The 18,027-nt window shown below is 69.8% G+C and carries 17 protein-coding genes and 1 pseudogene; 17 read left to right on the top strand and 1 reads right to left on the bottom strand.

Features of this window, described 5'->3' with window-relative positions; all coding sequences use genetic code 11:
• Positions 1–154 precede the first annotated feature (154 nt).
• The 9 genes and pseudogenes from ACIBLC_RS31155 to ACIBLC_RS31115 form a co-directional block, all read left to right on the top strand.
• Positions 155–922, top strand: coding sequence for an arylamine N-acetyltransferase (locus ACIBLC_RS31155; RefSeq protein ID WP_399214669.1), 768 nt, complete (start codon positions 155–157; stop codon positions 920–922).
• A gap of 202 nt (positions 923–1,124) precedes the next feature.
• The gene (locus tag ACIBLC_RS31150) at positions 1,125–2,195 is read left to right on the top strand and encodes a 3-dehydroquinate synthase family protein (protein ID WP_399214668.1); all 1,071 of its coding nucleotides are present in this window, start codon (positions 1,125–1,127) and stop codon (positions 2,193–2,195) included.
• Positions 2,192–3,598, top strand: a complete 1,407-nt coding sequence (locus tag ACIBLC_RS31145) for a 3-deoxy-7-phosphoheptulonate synthase (RefSeq protein WP_399214667.1) — start codon at positions 2,192–2,194, stop codon at positions 3,596–3,598. The genes ACIBLC_RS31150 and ACIBLC_RS31145 overlap by 4 nt, the downstream gene beginning before the upstream one ends.
• On the top strand, positions 3,595–4,428 hold the full coding sequence (locus ACIBLC_RS31140) for a shikimate dehydrogenase family protein (protein ID WP_399214666.1): 834 nt from the start codon (positions 3,595–3,597) through the stop codon (positions 4,426–4,428). The genes ACIBLC_RS31145 and ACIBLC_RS31140 overlap by 4 nt, the downstream gene beginning before the upstream one ends.
• Positions 4,429–4,646: 218 nt before the next feature.
• Positions 4,647–5,807, top strand: a complete 1,161-nt coding sequence (gene rifK, locus ACIBLC_RS31135; RefSeq protein ID WP_399214665.1) for a 3-amino-5-hydroxybenzoate synthase — start codon at positions 4,647–4,649, stop codon at positions 5,805–5,807.
• Positions 5,804–6,904 carry a Gfo/Idh/MocA family protein gene (locus tag ACIBLC_RS31130; protein WP_399214664.1) on the top strand — a complete coding sequence of 367 codons (1,101 nt, stop codon included), beginning with the start codon at positions 5,804–5,806 and terminating at the stop codon, positions 6,902–6,904. Before rifK ends, ACIBLC_RS31130 begins: the two co-directional genes overlap by 4 nt.
• Entirely contained in the window at positions 6,901–7,599 is a 699-nt protein-coding gene (locus ACIBLC_RS31125; RefSeq protein ID WP_399214663.1) for an HAD-IA family hydrolase, read from the top strand. Before ACIBLC_RS31130 ends, ACIBLC_RS31125 begins: the two co-directional genes overlap by 4 nt.
• A gap of 7 nt (positions 7,600–7,606) precedes the next feature.
• Entirely contained in the window at positions 7,607–8,536 is a 930-nt protein-coding gene (locus tag ACIBLC_RS31120) for an ROK family protein (RefSeq protein WP_399214662.1), read from the top strand.
• Positions 8,537–8,623: 87 nt separating this feature from the next.
• A pseudogene (locus ACIBLC_RS31115) lies at positions 8,624–8,916 on the top strand (transposase); the annotation flags it as partial.
• A 939-nt stretch (positions 8,917–9,855) separates the two neighbouring features.
• Here ACIBLC_RS31115 and ACIBLC_RS31110 read toward each other — a convergent pair.
• A complete protein-coding gene (locus tag ACIBLC_RS31110; protein ID WP_399214661.1) occupies positions 9,856–10,341 on the bottom strand; it encodes a nucleotidyltransferase domain-containing protein in 486 nt (161 codons plus the stop codon).
• Positions 10,342–10,558: 217 nt separating this feature from the next.
• On the opposite strand from ACIBLC_RS31110, the gene ACIBLC_RS31105 reads away from it, so the two are divergent.
• Genes ACIBLC_RS31105 through ACIBLC_RS31070 form a run of 8 tightly spaced genes read left to right on the top strand, consistent with a single transcriptional unit; the run spans position 10,559 to position 18,014 of the window.
• A complete protein-coding gene (locus tag ACIBLC_RS31105) occupies positions 10,559–11,206 on the top strand; it encodes a transaldolase family protein (RefSeq protein WP_399214660.1) in 648 nt (215 codons plus the stop codon).
• Entirely contained in the window at positions 11,203–12,369 is a 1,167-nt protein-coding gene (locus ACIBLC_RS31100) for a DegT/DnrJ/EryC1/StrS family aminotransferase (RefSeq protein WP_399214659.1), read from the top strand. The genes ACIBLC_RS31105 and ACIBLC_RS31100 overlap by 4 nt, the downstream gene beginning before the upstream one ends.
• The gene (locus ACIBLC_RS31095) at positions 12,366–13,142 is read left to right on the top strand and encodes an NTP transferase domain-containing protein (protein ID WP_399214658.1); all 777 of its coding nucleotides are present in this window, start codon (positions 12,366–12,368) and stop codon (positions 13,140–13,142) included. Before ACIBLC_RS31100 ends, ACIBLC_RS31095 begins: the two co-directional genes overlap by 4 nt.
• Positions 13,139–14,167 (top strand): hypothetical protein, encoded by a 1,029-nt coding sequence (locus ACIBLC_RS31090; protein ID WP_399214657.1) that lies wholly within the window; start codon positions 13,139–13,141, stop codon positions 14,165–14,167. Before ACIBLC_RS31095 ends, ACIBLC_RS31090 begins: the two co-directional genes overlap by 4 nt.
• Positions 14,152–15,156, top strand: a complete 1,005-nt coding sequence (locus ACIBLC_RS31085) for a Gfo/Idh/MocA family protein (protein ID WP_399214656.1) — start codon at positions 14,152–14,154, stop codon at positions 15,154–15,156. Before ACIBLC_RS31090 ends, ACIBLC_RS31085 begins: the two co-directional genes overlap by 16 nt.
• Positions 15,153–15,761 carry an SIS domain-containing protein gene (locus ACIBLC_RS31080; protein WP_399214655.1) on the top strand — a complete coding sequence of 203 codons (609 nt, stop codon included), beginning with the start codon at positions 15,153–15,155 and terminating at the stop codon, positions 15,759–15,761. Before ACIBLC_RS31085 ends, ACIBLC_RS31080 begins: the two co-directional genes overlap by 4 nt.
• Positions 15,758–16,717, top strand: a complete 960-nt coding sequence (locus ACIBLC_RS31075; protein ID WP_399214654.1) for an NAD-dependent epimerase/dehydratase family protein — start codon at positions 15,758–15,760, stop codon at positions 16,715–16,717. The genes ACIBLC_RS31080 and ACIBLC_RS31075 overlap by 4 nt, the downstream gene beginning before the upstream one ends.
• Complete coding sequence (locus tag ACIBLC_RS31070; RefSeq protein WP_399214653.1) at positions 16,710–18,014, top strand: UDP binding domain-containing protein; 1,305 nt, start codon at positions 16,710–16,712, stop codon at positions 18,012–18,014. The genes ACIBLC_RS31075 and ACIBLC_RS31070 overlap by 8 nt, the downstream gene beginning before the upstream one ends.
• Positions 18,015–18,027: the final 13 nt, after the last annotated feature.

Genomic DNA, 18,027 nt, shown 5'->3' with positions numbered 1-18,027 from the left:
GGCTCCGGCACGTGATCTCAACTTCCACCAGTGACGTGCGGACGACGGGACCAGCCCACCGTGAACCCGACCGGTGCGCAGCACGGCCGGCGCACCGGTCATCGACCCACCCCCTCCGCCACTCGCCGACGACGAACACCCAAGGAGACGAAGCATGTTCGACAAGGACAAGTATCTGGAGTACCTCGGCTTCTCGGGAACGCCCGAGGCAAGCCTGGCGACCCTGCGGAAGATCCACCGCAAGCACCAGATGCGGATCCCTTACGACAGTGGTTACGCCCTGGACCTGGACAGCAGTGGCGACGCCCTCGGCCTGGCCCAGGCGTCTTTCGACCTTGACGCGGCCTTCGAGACGATCGTGCTCAGTGGCCGGGGCGGCATCTGCGTCGAATTGAACTTCATGTTCCATCGGCTCCTCGTCGAGTTGGGCTTCGACGTGCAGGTGCTGGCCGCAGCCACCCTCCTGCCGGGGGGAGTGTGGGGCCCTGACATCGAGCACATGGTCATGCGCGTCACCATCGACGGCGAGGACTGGCTCGCCGACGCCGGGCACGCGGGCATCTCCATCGTGGAGCCGTTGCCGTTCTCCGGAGAGACCCGGGTCCAGGACGGCATCGAGTTCCGGCTGACCCGTCGGGAGAAGCACTACTTCCTCGAGTACAAGACCCGCGCCAAAGCCTGGCGCGACAGTTACCGCTTCCTGCCGGAGACACGTACCACCGCGGAGTGGTTCCGCTGGCGCGACGCCCTGTCGCTGGACGAGATGGCGACGCACCCGCGGCGCCGCCGACGGGTCATCGACAACGGGCAGGTCACGCTCACCGCGAACCTCTTCATGACCGTTGAGGACGGCGAGGAGCGGCTTCGTCTCATCCGGGACGAGAACGAGCTCGAAAAGATCGTCAGCACCTACTGGGGCTGAGCAGACGAACCACCACGACCGCTTGCGGAAAGGCCGGAGATGCTCGCGAAAGCTTCAGCTGAACCCGCCGTACACAGCCGGACCTCCGGTCAGCAGCGGCCTCGGTCGCGCCCGGGGTCCAGTCGGCGGACCGTCTCCTGAAGACCCCGGCGGGGTGGCCGCCCCGGCGTATCACCGCTTCCACAGGAAGGAGTGAGGCGGAGTGAGAGAACAGATACCGGTCTACATCGGCGAACGTTCCTACGATGTGCTGATCGGCCCTGGGGTGCGTTCCATGCTGGCCGAAGTGATCCAGGGCCTCGGCGCCCGGCGGGTCGCCGTCGTGTCAGCCCGGCCCGCGGAATGGGTGCCTGACACGGGAGTGGAGACCCTGCTGCTGCCCGCCCGGGACGGTGAGCCGGACAAGAACCTCGCCACCGTCGAGGCCCTGTGCGCGGAGTTCGTACGCTTCGGCCTCACACGCAACGACGCGGTCGTCTCCTGCGGGGGCGGAACCACCACCGACGTCGTCGGCCTGGCCGCTGCCCTGTACCACCGGGGCGTGCCAGTGGTACATCTGCCGACCACGCTGCTGGCCCAAGTCGACGCGAGTGTCGGCGGCAAGACGGCGGTCAACCTGCCCTCTGGTAAGAACCTGGTGGGCGCCTACTGGCAGCCCGCCGCCGTACTGTGCGACACCGACTACCTGTCCACCCTGCCCCGGCGTGAGATGCTCAACGGCCTGGGTGAGATCGCCCGCTGCCACTTCATCGGTGCCGGTGACCTGCGCGGGCTCGGCCTCGCGGAGCGCATCGCGGCCAGTGTGAGGCTGAAGGCCGGCGTCGTCTCGGCCGACGAGCGGGACACCGGCCTGCGACACATCCTCAACTACGGCCACACCCTGGGCCACGCCCTGGAGCTGGCCGGCGGCTTCGCGCTCCGGCACGGCGAGGCCGTCGCGATCGGCACGGTCTTCGCGGGCCTGCTCGCCGGGGCCCTGGACCGGATCGGTCCCGGGCGGGTGGCGGAGCACTGGGAGGTCGTCGAGTTCTACGGCCTGCCCACCGCGCTGCCCGAGGGGATCGAGACGGCCGAGCTGATCCGCCTGATGCGCCGGGACAAGAAGGCGCTCACAGGCCTCGCCTTCGTCCTCGACGGGCTCGGGGGAGCGGAGCTGGTCCAAGACGTGTCCGAACAGGTCGTCGCCGAGGTCCTGGAGCGCATGCCACGGCAGCCACTCGGGCAACTCATCGAGCCGGCAGGCTTCCACGGAACGGGAGCCCCGCTGGCATGACGCGCTCATCAGAGGCAGCGCACGGCGAGGTCCGGGGCAGGAACACGCGGGAGCCGAGGCTCGCGGACCGCCTCGCCGCGGCCCTGGACAGACCCGCGGCGCAGCAGCCCGAGTGGCCGGACCCGGCCCGGGCCCGGACAGTAGTGGAACTGCTGCGCACCGCGCCCCCGATCGTGGCCGAGTCCGAGACGGCACAGCTCTCCGAGCAGCTCGCGGCGGTCGCCCGCGGCGAGGCATTCCTGCTGCAGAGCGGGGACTGCGCGGAAACCTTCGCCGAGACCACCGAATCGCACCTGCGAGCCAACCTCGGTCTCCTGAAGCGTATGTCGCTGCTCCTTGCCCACGCCGCCGGGCTGCCGGTGGTTCCCCTCGCCCGTATGGCCGGACAGTACGCGAAGCCGCGCTCACAGTCCGTCGACGCGGACGGCTTGCCGGTCTACCGGGGTGACATGGTCAACTCCGCCGAACGCACCCTTGCCGCACGCACTTGTGACCCGGACAGGATGCTGCGCGCCCACGGGCACGCGGCTCGCGCGATGACGATCGCCCGCCGGGCGTACGCACAGGAACCGGCGAACCCGCACACCGGCCTCCCCTCGTACCTGCAAGGCACCCCCGGCGGCGGCCACTTCGTCCGCACCGCCGAAGAGATCGGCCGCGATCAGGGCCCGAGTAGCGAACAGATCTATGTGGGCCACGAGATGCTCTTGCTCGACTACGAATGCGCCCCGCTCCACACCGCCGGGTTCACCACCGGTCCGGAACCACTGCTCGTCAGCCCACTCGCACACTTCCTCTGGATCGGCGAGCGCACGCGGGGCCTCGGCGACGCGCACCTCGCCGTCGCCGAACTACTCGCCAACCCCATCGGGGTGAAAATCGGCCCCAGCACCACCCCGGAGGAAGCCGTCGAGTACGTCCGCAGGCTCGACCCCCATGCCACGCCCGGGCGGCTGACGCTGATCAGCAGGATGGGCCACTCCCAGGTCCGCGAGGTGCTGCCGCCGATCGTGGAGAAGGTCACTGCAACCGGCCACCAGGTGGTATGGCAGTGCGACGCGATGCACGGCAACTCCCGCACGACGCCGGATGGCCGCAAGACCCGCCACTTCGACGACATCGTCGCGGAGATCAACGGCTTCTTCGACGTCCACCGCACCCTCGGCACTCACCCCGGCGGCCTCCACTTGGAGGCGACCGGCGAGGACGTCACCGAGTGTCTGGGCGGGGCCCGCGGCCTCGGTGAGGCTGACCTGCCGGCGCGCTACCGTACCGCCTGCGACCCTCGCCTGAATGAGGAACAGTCTATGGAACTGGCCTTCACCGTCGCCGATTTGCTCGCAGAGGCCATCCGGCCGGCTGCCCAGCAGGTCACCTCTGCCGGCCCCCGGAACCCGCGATGACCAACACCGCCACCCCGCCGCGGGCCCCGATCAGCGGCACCACCCGCTTGTACGTGGTGATCGGCGACCCGGTCGAGCAGGTCCGGTCCCCCGGCCTGCTCAACCCGCTCTTCGCCGAACAGGGCGTCGACGCAGTGCTGGTGCCGGTGAAGGTCCACCCTGGCGATCTGGAACGGGTCCTCCACGGCCTGCAGCGGATCGGTAACCTCGACGGCATCTTCGTCACCGTCCCACACAAGACGGACGCCGCCCAGCTCGCCGACCGGCAAAGCCATACCGTCAAGATCGCCGGAACGGCCAACGTGCTGCGCCGCGAAACCGACGGCAGTTGGCTCGCTGAGAACTTCGACGGTTCCGGTTTCGTGACCGGCCTCGCCCGCGCCGGGCATGAGATACGAGGCAAGCGGGTCGCGCTCGCCGGGGCCGGCGGGGCGGGCAGCGCCATCGCGTCCGCGCTGCTGACGGCCGGCGCAGACCGGATCGCCGTGACCGACCCGGACCTGCCCAAACTGGAAACGCTTGTCGGCCGACTCGCCGCGTACTGGCCCGGCCGAATCCACGCCGTCGCCGAACTGCCCCTGCATGACAGCGACCTCGCGGTCAACGCGACCCCGCTCGGACTGCGATCCAGCGACCCACTGCCGTTCCCGCCCGAAGCCCTCCCGCCCGCAGCGGTGGTGGGCGACATCATCATGAAACCCCACGAGACGCCCCTGCTGCGGCAGGCCGCCGCCCTCGGCTACCACGTCCACCACGGCATCCACATGCTGAACGGTCAAGTGGAGTCCTACTGCGAGTTCTTCGGCCTGGGCGCACCCAGGACCGGCTGACGCGCACACCCGCCACAAACCCACGTCCAGCCGACCACACCCGGACGGACGGCTACCAGACCGGGGGATGCGGGGCGGTGAGAGCGGTGCCTACCGTGAAGTCGCACCCATGGGTCTGATCCCCGAGGTGGAACCTTCCGTCGACCACATGCCCCGCCGCTTTATGCCTTCCGTCGGCCATCGGCCGAGAAATGTCCGAAGTGGAGATTTGGAGATACATGAACGCGCGACCGGCACCAGAGTTCCCCTCCTGGCCGCAGTACGACGACAGCGAGCGCACCGGCCTGATCCGGGCCCTGGAGCAAGGTCAGTGGTGGCGCATGGGCGGGTCGGAGGTGGACTCCTTCGAGAGTGAGTTCGCCGACTTCCATGGTGCTCCTCATGCTTTGGCCGTCACCAACGGCACCCATGCCCTGGAGCTGGCGCTGCAGTGTCTGGGTGTCGGTCCGGGCACGGAGGTCATCGTGCCGGCCTTCACTTTCATATCCTCGTCCCAGGCCGCTCAGCGGCTCGGCGCGGTCGCCGTCCCCGTCGACGTCGATCTCGACACGTACAACATCGACGTGGCTGCCGCGGCGTCCGCCGTCACCCCTCGCACCAGGGTGATCATGCCCGTGCACATGGCGGGGCTCATCGCTGACATGGACGCGCTCGACAAGCTTTCCGCGGACACCGGCGTGCCCGTGCTGCAGGACGCTGCCCACGCGCACGGTGCCCGCTGGCAGGGCAAGCGGGTGGGCGAGTTGGGTACGGTCGCCACGTTCAGCTTCCAGAACGGCAAGCTGATGACCGCCGGCGAGGGTGGTGCACTGCTTTTCCCCGACGAGGAGACGTACGAGGCCGCCTTCCTGCGGCACAGCTGTGGCCGGCCGCGCACCGACCGCCGCTACATGCACCAGACTGCCGGCACCAACATGCGGCTCAACGAGTTTTCCGCGTCCGTGCTCCGCGCCCAGCTGAGCCGCCTCGACGCCCAGCTCACGCTGCGCGATCAGCGCTGGACACTGCTGTCCCGGCTGCTCGGCGAGATCGACGGCGTCGTACCTCAGGGCGCAGACCCGCGCGCCGACCGGAAGTCTCACTACATGGCCATGTTCCGGATCCCCGGCATCTCCGAGGAGGGCCGCAACACCCTCGTCGACACGCTCATCGAGGCCGGACTGCCTGCCTTCGCCGCCTTCCGGGCGATCTACCGCACCGACGCGTTCTGGGAGACGGCCGCGCCCGACACCACCGTCGACAAGCTCGCCGAAAGCTGCCCGCACACGGAGGCGATCAGCACCGACTGCATCTGGCTGCACCACCGGGTGCTGCTCGCCTCCGAGGAAGCCCTCCACACCACGGCCGAGATCATCGCCGACGCGGTGACCGCACGATGAGGGTTCGCGCTGCCGTCGTCGGGCTCGGCTGGGCAGGCCGCGAGCTGTGGCTCAGACTGCTGCGCGAGCACAAGGACTTCGAGGTGGTCGCCGCCGTCGACCCCGACCTGGGCTGCCGGGCGGCCGCTGCGGCGACGGGTCTGCCCGCCTACGCCACCCTGGACGCTCTCGACCCCCGCACGGTCGACATCGCCGTCGTCGCGGTACCCAACCATCTGCACGCCGAGGTAGCGGCCGCCCTGCTCCGCCGCAGGATCTCCGTCTTCCTGGAGAAGCCGGTCTGCCTGACCACCGCCGAGGCCGACGCCCTCGCCGCGGCTGAACAGAACGGCGGGATCCTGCTCGCCGGCAGCGCCGCCGCCCACCGCGGCGACGTCCAGAAGCTTGCCGGGCTGCTGCCCCAGGTTGGCCGGATCCGCCATGTCACCCTGACCTGGGTCAGGGCGCGCGGCGTGCCACAGCCCGGCGGCTGGTTCACCCAGCGCAGCAAGTCCGGTGGCGGTGTACTCGTCGACCTCGGCTGGCACCTGCTCGACGTCCTCACCTACCTCCTCGGCCCCGCCCCCGTCACCCAAGTGCTCGGCTCGGTCTCCGACGACTTCATCAGCAGCGGTGCCTGGTCCGCCACCTGGCGCGAGGACCAGCCCACCGACGCCCCGGCCGGCGACGTCGAGGACACCGCCCGAGGCTTCCTGCTCCGCGAGGACGGCATCTCGGTCTCGCTACAAGCCAGTTGGGCCTCGCACGAGGCGCTGGACGCGTCCGTCATCACCGTCGAGGGCAGCGATGGAACGGCACGGCTGCACTGCACCTTCGGCTTCAGTCCCAACCGGGTCCCCGAACCGGTGCTCACCCTCACCCGGGAAGGCACCACACAGCGGATCCCGCTGCCCGCCGAGCCGATCGGCACCGAGTACGGACGCCAACTCGACGGCCTCGCCGGGCTCCTGGCTGACCCAGGCCGACGCGGCCTGGCCGTCGCCCAGGCCCGCGGCACCGTCCGGCTGGTCGAAAGCTTCTACGCATCGGCGCGCGCCGCTCGACCTGCGGACCACGCGCCCCAGTTCACCCCCCACAAGGAGGTGAGGACCGCATGACCACAAGGTCCGAACACCACGCGGCAACGACCTCCGAACAGCACTCCCCAGTCTCCAGACAAGCAGTCATCTTCGATCTCGACGGAGTCGTCGTCGACAGCTTCGCGGTGATGGGCGAGGCCTTCTCCCTCGCCTACGCCGAGGTCGTCGGCCCAGGCGAGGCGCCCTTCGAGGAGTACCAGCGCCATCAGGGCCGCTACTTTCCCGACATCATGCGGATCATGGGCCTTCCGCTGGAGATGGAGGAGCCCTTCGTCCGTGAGAGCTACCGGCTCGCCCACCGCGTTCAGGTGTACGACGGTGTCGTCGATGTGCTGAGGATGCTGAACGAGCGTGGCCTCCGGCTGGCCATCGCCACCGGCAAGGCAGGCGAGCGCGCCCGGTCCCTGCTCGACGTCCTCGGCCTGCTTCCGTACTTCGCCCACGTCATCGGCTCCGACGAGGTGCCCCGGCCCAAGCCCGCCCCCGACATCGTCAGACGCGCGCTCGAACTCCTCGACGTTCCCGCAGACCGGGCCATCATGATCGGCGACGCCCCCACCGACCTGGCCAGCGCCCAAGGCGCCGACGTCACCGCCGTAGCCGCACTGTGGGGCTGCCACGACGAGATCGGACTGCTCGCCGCCGGCCCTGACATCGTCCTGCGACAGCCCGCCGAACTGCTCGTCCTCTGCCCGGCCGTCCCCGGCCACTGAGACGGTAATGACAGCCTCACCGCCGTCGTGGCATCTGGGCATCGACATAGGGGGCACAAAGGTCGCTCTGCGCGCCGAGTCAGCGGACGGCCGTACCGAGGAGCACACGTTCTCCTGGCCGCACCACGAACATGGACCGGACAGCGACCTTGCCCTGCTGTCGGACGGCATCACCACCCTGGCGGCCCGCACAGGCAGTGGTTTCCAGGCCGCCGGGTTCGCCGTCCCCGCCACGGTCGGCCCGGACGAGCAGGTCACCTCCTGGCCCAGCCGACCGTCATGGACCGGCCTCGCCCTGGGCCCCGCGCTACGCGCCCTCGTGCCCGGAGCGGCCGTCGCATGGGCGGACGACGGCGACGTGGCCGCCCTCGCCGAGGCCGCAGTGGCCGACTGCGCCAATCTGCTCTACGTCGGCGTCGGTACCGGCATCGGCGGCGGCCTGGTCCTGGGCGGCCGCCTGTGCCCCGGCCCGGGCCGCGGCTCCTTCGAACTGGGCCATCTGGTCGTCGAGTTGGGCGGCCCCGTGTGTGTCTGCGGCCGCCGGGGCTGCCTCCAGGCGATAGCTTCGGGGCCGGCCACCCTGGCCCGGGCCGGCGAGCTCCACGGCGAGCCGGTCACCTACGAAGAGCTGCGCGAAGCACTCCGTACCGCCCGCCCGTGGGCTACAGCCGCGATCGACGGCACCTGCCGGGCCCTGGCCACTGCCATCATGGGGGTCACCGAACTGCTCCACCCCAGCCTCGCTGTGATCGGAGGCGGATTCGCGGCAGGCATCGACAACCTGGTCGACCGCGTAGCAACCCACCTGACATCCCTCTCGCGTCCAGGCCGCCCTGCCCCACCAGTCGCTCCGGCGCGCCTGGGTGGCCTTTCCTCCCTCCAGGGCGCGGTCCTCCTTGCCCGAGCCGTCACCGACGGAGCCGTACCGCTGCTGTAGGTTGCCCTGCTTCCGGCTCGTCGACGTCAGTGCCCAGCCGGGAGTGTCCAATCAACGGCGGATCTGATGATCAAGGAGATGCGTCCGATGACGAAGGCCGCCGTGGAGAACGAGCAGGCCCAACAGGTGGTTCAGGCACAGTCGAGTGCAGTGTCGGACGAGCACCCGTTGCGATGCTGGTTGACCGGGCCCGCAACGAAGGGCTGCAACTGATTGGCGAGGGCGGGCTGTTGCAACAGCTCACCAAGCGGGTGCTCGAGTCCGCCCTGGAGGGCGAGATCACCGACCACGTCGGCTACGAGAAGCACGATCCGGCCGGGAAGAACAACGGCGACAGCCGCAACGGGACCCGGGCGAAGACCGTGGTGGACTGCATCGGGGTGGGCAGAACGAGCATGACGGAAGCGGTCAAGGCTGGGCCCCCGTCGGGGCCGGGGATCGTGCAGGTGTAGTTGAGGGAGTGGGGCGAGTTGCCGAAGGGGCCCGTTCCCAGCGTGCGGCGGGCAGGATTGCGCCCCGGCGCGCGGACAGGATCGTCACCGCGCCGGCCAACGCGCTGTGCGGAAGCCGCTGTTCGAGCAGCGTGCGCCGGGGTTTGCTGATCTCCGGCGCTCCCCCGGGTGGCTCAGGACAGGTTCACCAGGTCACGCAGACGCAGCGCAGGTGTCTGCCCGGTGGTCCCGATCTCGGCCGAGTGGCCCTGGTCGAGGGCGAAGCGGGGTAGTGGCTGCCACTGCCACACGCCGCGCTCTGAACATGTGAGGCGGCCTGCGCCCCATGACCCACCCTCCGCCGAGGTCCACACTGCGGGTGCCGGCAGCGATCACCCACGGTGTGTCCGTGGCCCCGGGCGGGCGGGGGAGGCCGGTGGCCGCGAGCGGGTCGGGACCCGGTGCGTGCCGGCCGGCGTCGAGGATCGCCTGCCAGACGGGTGCGGTGACGACACCCGGAGGGCGCCCGGCCTCTACACAGAGCACCCAGCCCGGCGCGCCGGCCCGCTCGTGGTGCAGATGCTGCAGAGCTGCCGCTCCCTGTGTCCACGCCTCGCTGGCCGGTTGCCCCAGCCCGGCTTGGGCCAGTTGCTCGTAGGCCGCCCGCATTTCCCGTTCGCGGTCGGGACCGGGACGGTGAGAGCCGGTGGCGTCCGTGTGACGCCGGAGCCGGGCCGGGGATCTGTGGGTTGAAGTCCGGTGGTGCCACCGGGGCCCAGGATGCGCTGACGGTCGGAGAAGCCGTGGCGTGGCCTGGGTCCTTCCCGCTGTGGATCCTGTGCGTTTTCGGCCAGTTCTCCTGATGTGCAGCTTCCGCGACCGCCGGTGTCACCGGTCGCTTTGGACGTTCAGGCTTTCGAGAAGCGCGATGTCGTGATGGTCGACGTCCCTGAGCGTGTATCCGCTGCGGAAGGCGAGTTGTTTCGAGGCCGACAGGCACGGGACGGTCCGTCCCTGGAGCGTACCGACGGTGAAGGCCCCGTCGGGATACAGGAAGAAGCCGCCGTCGAGGTCGGCCTGTCGCCCTACTCCTTCAGCGTCGAAGACGACCGGGTGCAGATCCACCCAGCGCCGTCCGGGAGCCGCGAGTTCCACGCGCGTAGGACGCTGTTCCGTCTCCACCCGGTACCCGAACGCCTCCAGCGCGTCGACTGTCGCGGTCTCGCTCGTGGCGTCCAAGGCGAGGTCCACGTCCCGGTGCGGACGCGTCTGACGGCCCACGAGGACGTCAACTCCCCACCCGCCGGCAACCCAGTACGAAGCGTCGGCGGACTCCAGGATGTCCAGCAGGTCGAAGAGATCAGCGATGTTCACCAAGCCAACCCAACCAGGAAGCCGAACCGTTCGCAAGATGCCTACGAATCCATGCAAAGAGTGAACGTATGCACGACGTGCTGGTGTGGTCCAAGCGTCGGAAATCGGCCCGACCGATAGGGCTCGACGCAGACAGTCTTGAATTTTCGAAGTTCTGTCATTAGTTTGCTCGTCTAGTCAGCTCATCCGACCTAACAAGGTGGATAACTTGCTGTACTTGGACTCAGCCACCGCCGAGCACTGCACCGACTGGTTACCGACCGGACTCATCCATGGCGTGACCACCAACTCGACCCTCCTGGCGAAGGCCGGCGCCACCTCGGTGTCCTCGACCGTGAAGCGCATCCTCGCGAGTGGATCCTCCGAAGTGCATGCGCAGGTCCTGTCCGAAGCGGACGCGGAGGCCTACCAGCAGGCGATGGCGTTGGCCAGCCTCGATCCGCGAGTGCGGGTGAAGATCCCCTTCGTGACCTCTACGGGACGGTGCCGGGCGGGACTCATTCGTCGCGTGCGTGACGCCGGGGTCAAGGTGAACGTCACCGTCTGCACCTCGCGAGCCGAGCTGTACGCGGCGCTGATGCTGCAACCCGAGTATCTGAGCCTTCTCTGGTGCCGCACGCGCGACGCGGGGGAGGACCCCGCCCAGGCGGTCCGTGCGGTGGCCACCCGTCGTGCTCTGACCAGCACCGGTACGCGCCTGGTCATCGGAAGCGTCCGCGAGCCCGCCGACGTCACCGCGGCGCTCGACACCCCCTGCGACATCGTGACGGTGCCCCCGGCCGTCCTGGAGCAGTGGATCGACCATCCGCGCAGCGTGGAGATGGCCGGTCAGTTCGCCGCGGATGCGGAGGGACTCGTCGCATGACCGAGGTCCCGGCGCAGGTACCGTTCGCGGCCCCTCTCATCGGTGAAGAGGAGATATCCGCCGTCACCGACGTGCTGCGCAGCGGATGGATCGGCACGGGCTCCGTCGCGCGGGACACCGAGAGCCGTTTCAGCCGCTACCTCGGCGTCGAGCACTCCCTGCTGCTCAACTCCGGTACCGCTGCACTGCATCTCGCACTGCTGGCGCTCGGGGTGGGCCCGGGCGACGAGGTCATCGTGCCCACGACGACCTTCACGGCATCCGCCGCCACGGTGGTGCACGCGGGCGCCACCCCTGTGCTGGTCGACGTCGAGCCGCACCGGCTCACCATCGATCTGGAACAGGTACGACAGCACCTCACCAGGCGCACGCGCGCGGTGATGGCCGTTCACTTCGCCGGCCGCATGGCCGACATGCGGGCACTGCGGCACCTCTGCGACGAGCACGGCCTGGCTCTCATCGAGGACTCGGCCCACGCTCTGCCCGCCGAACGTGACGCGGTGACGCCCGGCCGGCTTGCCGACGCCACGGCGTTCTCGTTCTTCGTGACGAAGCCACTCACCAGCGCCGAAGGCGGCCTTCTGGTCTGCCATCGCGCGGACTTGGCGGCAAGAGCCCGCACACTGAGCGCCCACGGCATCGACCGCGACGCGTTCGCGCGGCATCACTCGGGCCGGTCGCCCCACTACGACGTGGTCGCGGCCGGCATGAAATACAACATGCCGGACGTGGCCGCGGCGCTACTGCGCTGCCAGTTGGACCGCTGCGACGCGCTGCGCGAACGCCGTCGTGCGATCGGGGAGCGCTACGCGAAAGGTCTCGCCTCCCTGTCCGGCCTGCTGCTGCCGTTCGCCGACACCGCACTGGACAGCTCGTCGTGGTATCTCTACGCCGTCCAGTTACCCGCGGGCATCGATCGTGACGACGTAGCGGACCGGCTCCGCCGCCGCGGCATCGGAACCAGCGTCCACTTCAGGCCGCTGCACCAGTTCAGCTACTACCGTGCCGAACTGCCTTCCGCCGCGGCGGACTTCCCCGTTGCCGACGCCGCCTACCGAAGACTTCTGTCGCTCCCGATCTTCCCGGCGATGACGAACGAGGATGTGGACTCCGTCATCGCGGCCCTGACGGACGAACTTCGGCGCACTGCCGGTGCGCGATGACCCAGTTGGTCGTTCTCTGTGGCGGGCTGGGAACCCGGATGGCCGCGGTGAGCGGTGGCGTGCAGAAGTGCATGGTTCCCGTCGCCGGCCGTCCCTTCCTGAGTCACGTACTGGACCGGGCCGTACGGCCGCCTGTCGACCGGGTTCTGCTCCTGGCGGGGCACGACGCCCGCTCCGTAGGGGAGTTGGCCGACGCCTGGCAGCCGCCTCACCAGGGAGAGTTGCCATCCGTCCCACTTCCCGGAAGCGAGACGCCTCTTCACGTGGAGACCCTCGTGGAAGCCGCGCCCGCCGGACCCGTCGGGGCGTTGCGCGAAGCGTTGTCCCGCCTCGACGAGGAGTTCCTCCTCGTTCTCGGCGACGTCCTTCCGCCTGACAGAAGGGACTTGTGGCAATCCCTCAGCGGCACCCTGCGTCGGCAACAGGCACAGGCCGTCATGTCGGTCGCCCCCGAGAGCCGCTCACACGACCCGGGCAACATCAGCCTCGACGGTCCGTGGATCGATCGCTACGACAGGACAACCGCCGCGCCGTACATCGACCGCGGGGTCCGGTTCCTTCGCCGTGACGCCTTGGAGTCCCATCCCGGCGACAGCGACAGTCCGTTCTTCGGGGCCCTCGCCGCCCAGCGCGTGCTTGCCCACTGGATCTGCGACGAGCCGATCGTCGAGATCGGCACCCCGGACCGCTGGCGGCACGCCTGCGCCACCCTGGCCGACCTTCCCAGCGGGCCGTGCTCCACGCCCTCCCGAGCCGAGAGACAGCGCCGATGACGACGGTACGCAGCTCCGCTCCGATGCGCATCAGCATCGCCGGCGGGGGCACCGACCTACCCGAGTACTACCGCCACGGCCCCACCACCGTCGTAGCTGCCGCCCTGCCGCTTCGTGTTCACGTCAGCGTCGCCGACCGGCCGGACCGCGCGCTGGCCGAGCTGAACGCGACAGGTGCCCCTTGGCGCTACCTCCTGCCGCCCGCCGACAGTGCGCGGCACCCGTATCCCGCGGCCGCGGCGGTCGTCCTCGGGCTGAAGAGTCTGCCCAGCATCGCCGTGGGCTCCCTGGTTCCGCCCGGTTCGGGCCTCGGTGGTTCCGGCGCCTACTCCGTCGCCCTCGTCGACGCGCTCGCTCGCTGGAGCGACCGGGCTCTGCCGCCGCACAGGGCCGCTTCCCTCGCGTTCCGGCTCGAACGTGAAGTCCTCGGCCGCACGATCGGACAACAGGACGCCTGGGCAGCCGCACTGGGCGGCGCGCAGCGCCTCCGCTTCGAACCCGACGGGTCCGTCACCGCCAACCCCAGTCCCGCCCTGTGCTCCGCGATGGCCCGGCTCATCGACAACGGCCTGCTGCTCTACCGAGTCCCCGGCACCCGCGACGCCTCCCGTGTCCTGTCCCGGGCCCCAGAAGTCACCCCCGAACACCACCGTCGGGCGACAGCCGCCGCCGCGCTCACCGAGGAAGCCTTCCTGAGCGGTGACATCGCCGTGGTCGGCGCGGCCCTGCGGGCGCACTGGGCCCGGAAGATCGCCGCCAATCCAGCCGCCGACCACCCCGTGTGCCGACGGATCGGGCAGGCCCGGGACACCGAGGGAATAGCCGGTTTCAAACTGATCGGCGCCGGAGGCGGAGGGCACATGCTCATCGCGGCCGACCCCTCTCGCGTCGATCGCGCCCGGGCCTTCCTGGACGGCCTCGGACTCACACACGTCCCCTTGCAGATCTCCCAACAGGGCCTGGACAGCACCCGGTCGACGGCGGAACCCGGCCGACGCGAGGGGGACACATGCGCGTCGGCGTGATCGGTGCCGGGCTGCAGTGCGGGCGGCGCATCTCGGCACTGGAGTCGGACGACGAGTTGGTCGGTATCGCCGCACCCGAACTGAAAGGGACATGGACCCGTCCCCAGTCGGTCAGGACCCGTGTGTTCGACGACTGGGATCAACTTCTCGCGCAGCCCGGACTGGACGCGGTCATCGTCGCGACGCCACCAGACTCGCACCTCGCGGCGACCGTCGCGGCTCTCACCGCCGGAAAGCACGTCCTGTGCGAAAAGCCTCTTGCCCGCGGCAGCGAGGAGGCGGCCCGGATGGAGGCCGCGGCACTCGACCACGGAAGGGTCCTGCACTGCGGGTTCAACCACCGCTTCCACCCCGCCGTCCGTGCGCTGGCCCGGATCGTGGCCGATGAGGCATACGGCAGCCCTCTCTCAGCCCTGGGCGTGTACGGCTACGGGATCCGCGAGGGCTACTCCGACGAATGGCGCGCCGATCCGGGTGTTGTGGCGGGCGGGCAGCTCATGGAACAGGGCATCCACCTGATCGACCTGATCGACGGCCTGCTGTGGCCGATCGACGACGTGATCGCTCACACCCAGCACTCGTTCGGTCTGCCGACCGGCATCGAGGACGACGCCCACGTCATGCTGCGATCGGCCGCCGGCCAGGTCGCCATGGTCCGCAGCAGCCTGAGCCAGTGGCACAACCGCTTCCTCTTCGAAGTCACCTTCGAACAGGCCACCGTACGGATCGACGGACTGACCGGTTCCTACGGCGAGCAGACCCTGACGGTCGAACGCCGCGACGACGGGCCGTTCGGCGCGCAGATCACACGGTTCCGCGGCGCCGACCGGTCCTGGGCAGCGGAATGGGCCCACTTCCGGCAGCTGAGCGCCCAGAACCCCACGCCGCCCCCTGATCCGGCCGGCCGACGTGCCCTCGCCGTCGTCGAGGCCGCCTACCGCTCCACCCACGCCGGCCGCTGGACCCCCGTCACGAAGGAGACACCATGAGCCTGTCCAGCATCACAGCTCTCCGCGACGCGGCCGCCACCGTCACGGCCGGCCTGGACACGGACGCGCTCACCGCGGCCGTAGGGGTGCTCGCCGGCTGCCGTGCCACTCGCGGTGTCGTCCTGACCGCCGGGATCGGCGGATCCAGCTCCACCGCCTCCCACTTCGCCGCCGACCTGACCAAGTTCACCCGCACCCCCCACGAGCCGCATCTGCGCGCCGTCGCCCTGCTGGACAACATCGCCTGCCACACGGCGTGGACCAATGACGACGACCCCGGCCTTGCCCTGGCCCACCTGGCTGAACCATGGCTGCCCAGCCACGCCGACGCCCGCGACGCCGTCGTGCTCTTCTCCGTGCACGGCGGCGCCCGGGACGGCTCCGTCTCACGCGGTCTGGTGGAGCTGGCCGCCTTCGCCCGCAAACAAGGCGCCGCGGTGATCGCCGTGACCGGCTTCGACGGGGGAGCCACCGCCGACCTGGCCGACGTGCACATAAACGTCCCGCTGGACCGCGAGCCGCTCGCCACGCCCGGTATCGAGTCCGTGCACCTTCTCGTCGCGCACGCCCTCTGCCTCGCCCTCACCGATGGAGAAAAGCGATGACCCGACCTCGCACCCTGGTGACCGGCGGCGCCGGTTTCATCGGAAGCCATGTCGTCGACCACCTGGTCGCCGCGGACAGCACACCCGTCGTGGTGGTCGACAACTTCTCCAACACGACCCGCAGTTGGGTCGAACCGCATGAGCGGGACGGCACCGTCGTCGTCCACGAACTGGACGTCCTGGAAACCGACCAGTTGGCCGAGGTGATGTCGGACGGCGTGGACCAGGTCATCCACCTGGCCGCCAGCGTCGACATGCGTGTCGGTCTTGAGGACAACTGGGTCGACATCCAACAGTCGGTCCTGGGAACCCGCTCCGTCCTTGAGGCCATGCGGCGGGCCGACGTGAGACAGATCGTCTTCTCCTCCTCCTCGACCGTCTACGGCGAGCTCGCGCAGCGCCCCACAGCCGAGCACCACGGCCCCATGCTGCCCATCTCCGTCTACGGCGCGGCCAAGCTCGGCGCCGAAGCGCTGATCTCCTCCTACTGCCACCTCTACGGCTTCCGGGCGGGCATCTTCCGCTTCGGCAACGTGGTCGGCGGACGCATGAACCACGGAGTCATCTACGACTTCCTCAACAAGCTGCGCGAGGAGCCGAGTCGGCTCCACATCCTGGGCGACGGACATCAGCGCAAGAACTACTTCCTCGCCGAGGACTGCGCCCGCGGCATCGTGGACCTGGCCGCCGCGGCGAAGACCGACATCCTCGTCGCCAACCTCGGCTCGACCGAGACCGTCACCGTCGCCAGGATCGCCGCGATCGTGCTGGAAGAACTCGGCCTGGACGCGGAGATCGAGTACGGCGGCGGCAAGCGCGGCTGGCCCGGCGACGTTCCGGTGGTGGAGTTCGACCTGTCCAAGGCCCACTCCATGGGATGGCGCAGCTCGCGGGAGTCCGAGGAAGCCATCCGTGAGGCGGTACGCCGCCAGATAGGTGAAGCCGGACATGCCTGACGTCCTCCTGGTCGGCGACTGGCACCTGGCGTCGGTGACCGCCGCCGGGCTGACACGGCTCGGCTACACGGTCCACTTACGGCCCGACGCCCTCGAAACGCCGGACCGGGCAGCCTTCGACACCCTCGCCCGTGGGCACCGCTGCGGCGACGAACCCGAGGTCGCGCGAATCCTCGCCGCCGCGCGTGAGAAGGGCACCCTGCGACCGGTGCTCGACGAGGCGCAGGTCGCCGAGGTCCTGCGGCACGCCGACATGAGCCTTGTCGTCCACGACACCGGAACCGCCGCCGACGGCACCGTCACCGACCCCCGGCCCGTCGCCGCACTGCGCCAACTGCTGGGAGACCACCGGCGCCGCGGGCCGGTGGTCGTCGCGAGCCAGCTCCGCGCGGGCACCTGCGACGCCGCCCTCGCCGACGCCGCCCTGCCGGCGGACAGTCCCGACCTGATCCACATTCCCGAGAACCTGCGCCTGGGCCGAGCGGTCTCCGACTTCCTCCACCCCGCTCGGACCGTCGTGGGCTTCAACTCTCCCCATCTGCCCGAAGCCGTGCGCGACTTGCTCGACCGTCTCGGCTCCCGCGACGAACTGCACATGCGGCTGGTCGAGGCGGAGCTGGTCAAACACGGCACCAACACCTACCTCGCCCTGTGCATCACCCTCGCCAACGACCTGGGGACCGTCGCCGGTCATCTCGGCGCCGATCCGGTGACGGTCCTCGACGGCGTCCGCGCCGACGAACGAGTCGCCGCCGGGGCCCCGCTGCGACCCGGAGAACCGTACGCGGGCGCCACCCTGCACCGTGACGTGCGCGCCCTGGTGGAACACGGTGAACCCATCGGCCGTGACGGCCTCTTCCGCGCCGTGGCCCATGCCAACGCCGTCCACGCGCTGGCTCCGCTGGCAGCCCTGGACAAACACCTCGAAGGCGTGGCCGAGCGGACGGTCTGCCTGCTCGGCCTGACCTACAAACCCGGGGTGTCCACGCTCCGCGACTCCGCGGCCCTGCGGTTGGCCGACGAACTGCACGCGCAGGGCGCCAGGGTCACCGCCTACGATCCGATCGCCGAGACCGCCGACCTCCCGGACGTACAGCGCCGCACCACGTTCACCGAGGCGGCGGCCGACGCCGACTGCGTGGTGCTGACCGTGGAGCATCCTGCCTTCACCGACCCGGCGTTCTTCGAGAGCGTCACCCCGCGGCACGCACTGCTGCTGCGGCTCACCGGAGCGGAGCGCCGCAGCCGCGTACCGACCCCGCACGGGTGGAGGTCGGTGGATCTGTGGAACAGCTGACCGCTGCCGCACG

This window comes from Streptomyces sp. NPDC050535, from assembly GCF_044457665.1.
In the GTDB taxonomy this organism is placed as follows: Bacteria; Actinomycetota; Actinomycetes; order Streptomycetales; family Streptomycetaceae; genus Streptomyces.
This window is presented reverse-complemented; position numbering and strand designations above follow the sequence as displayed.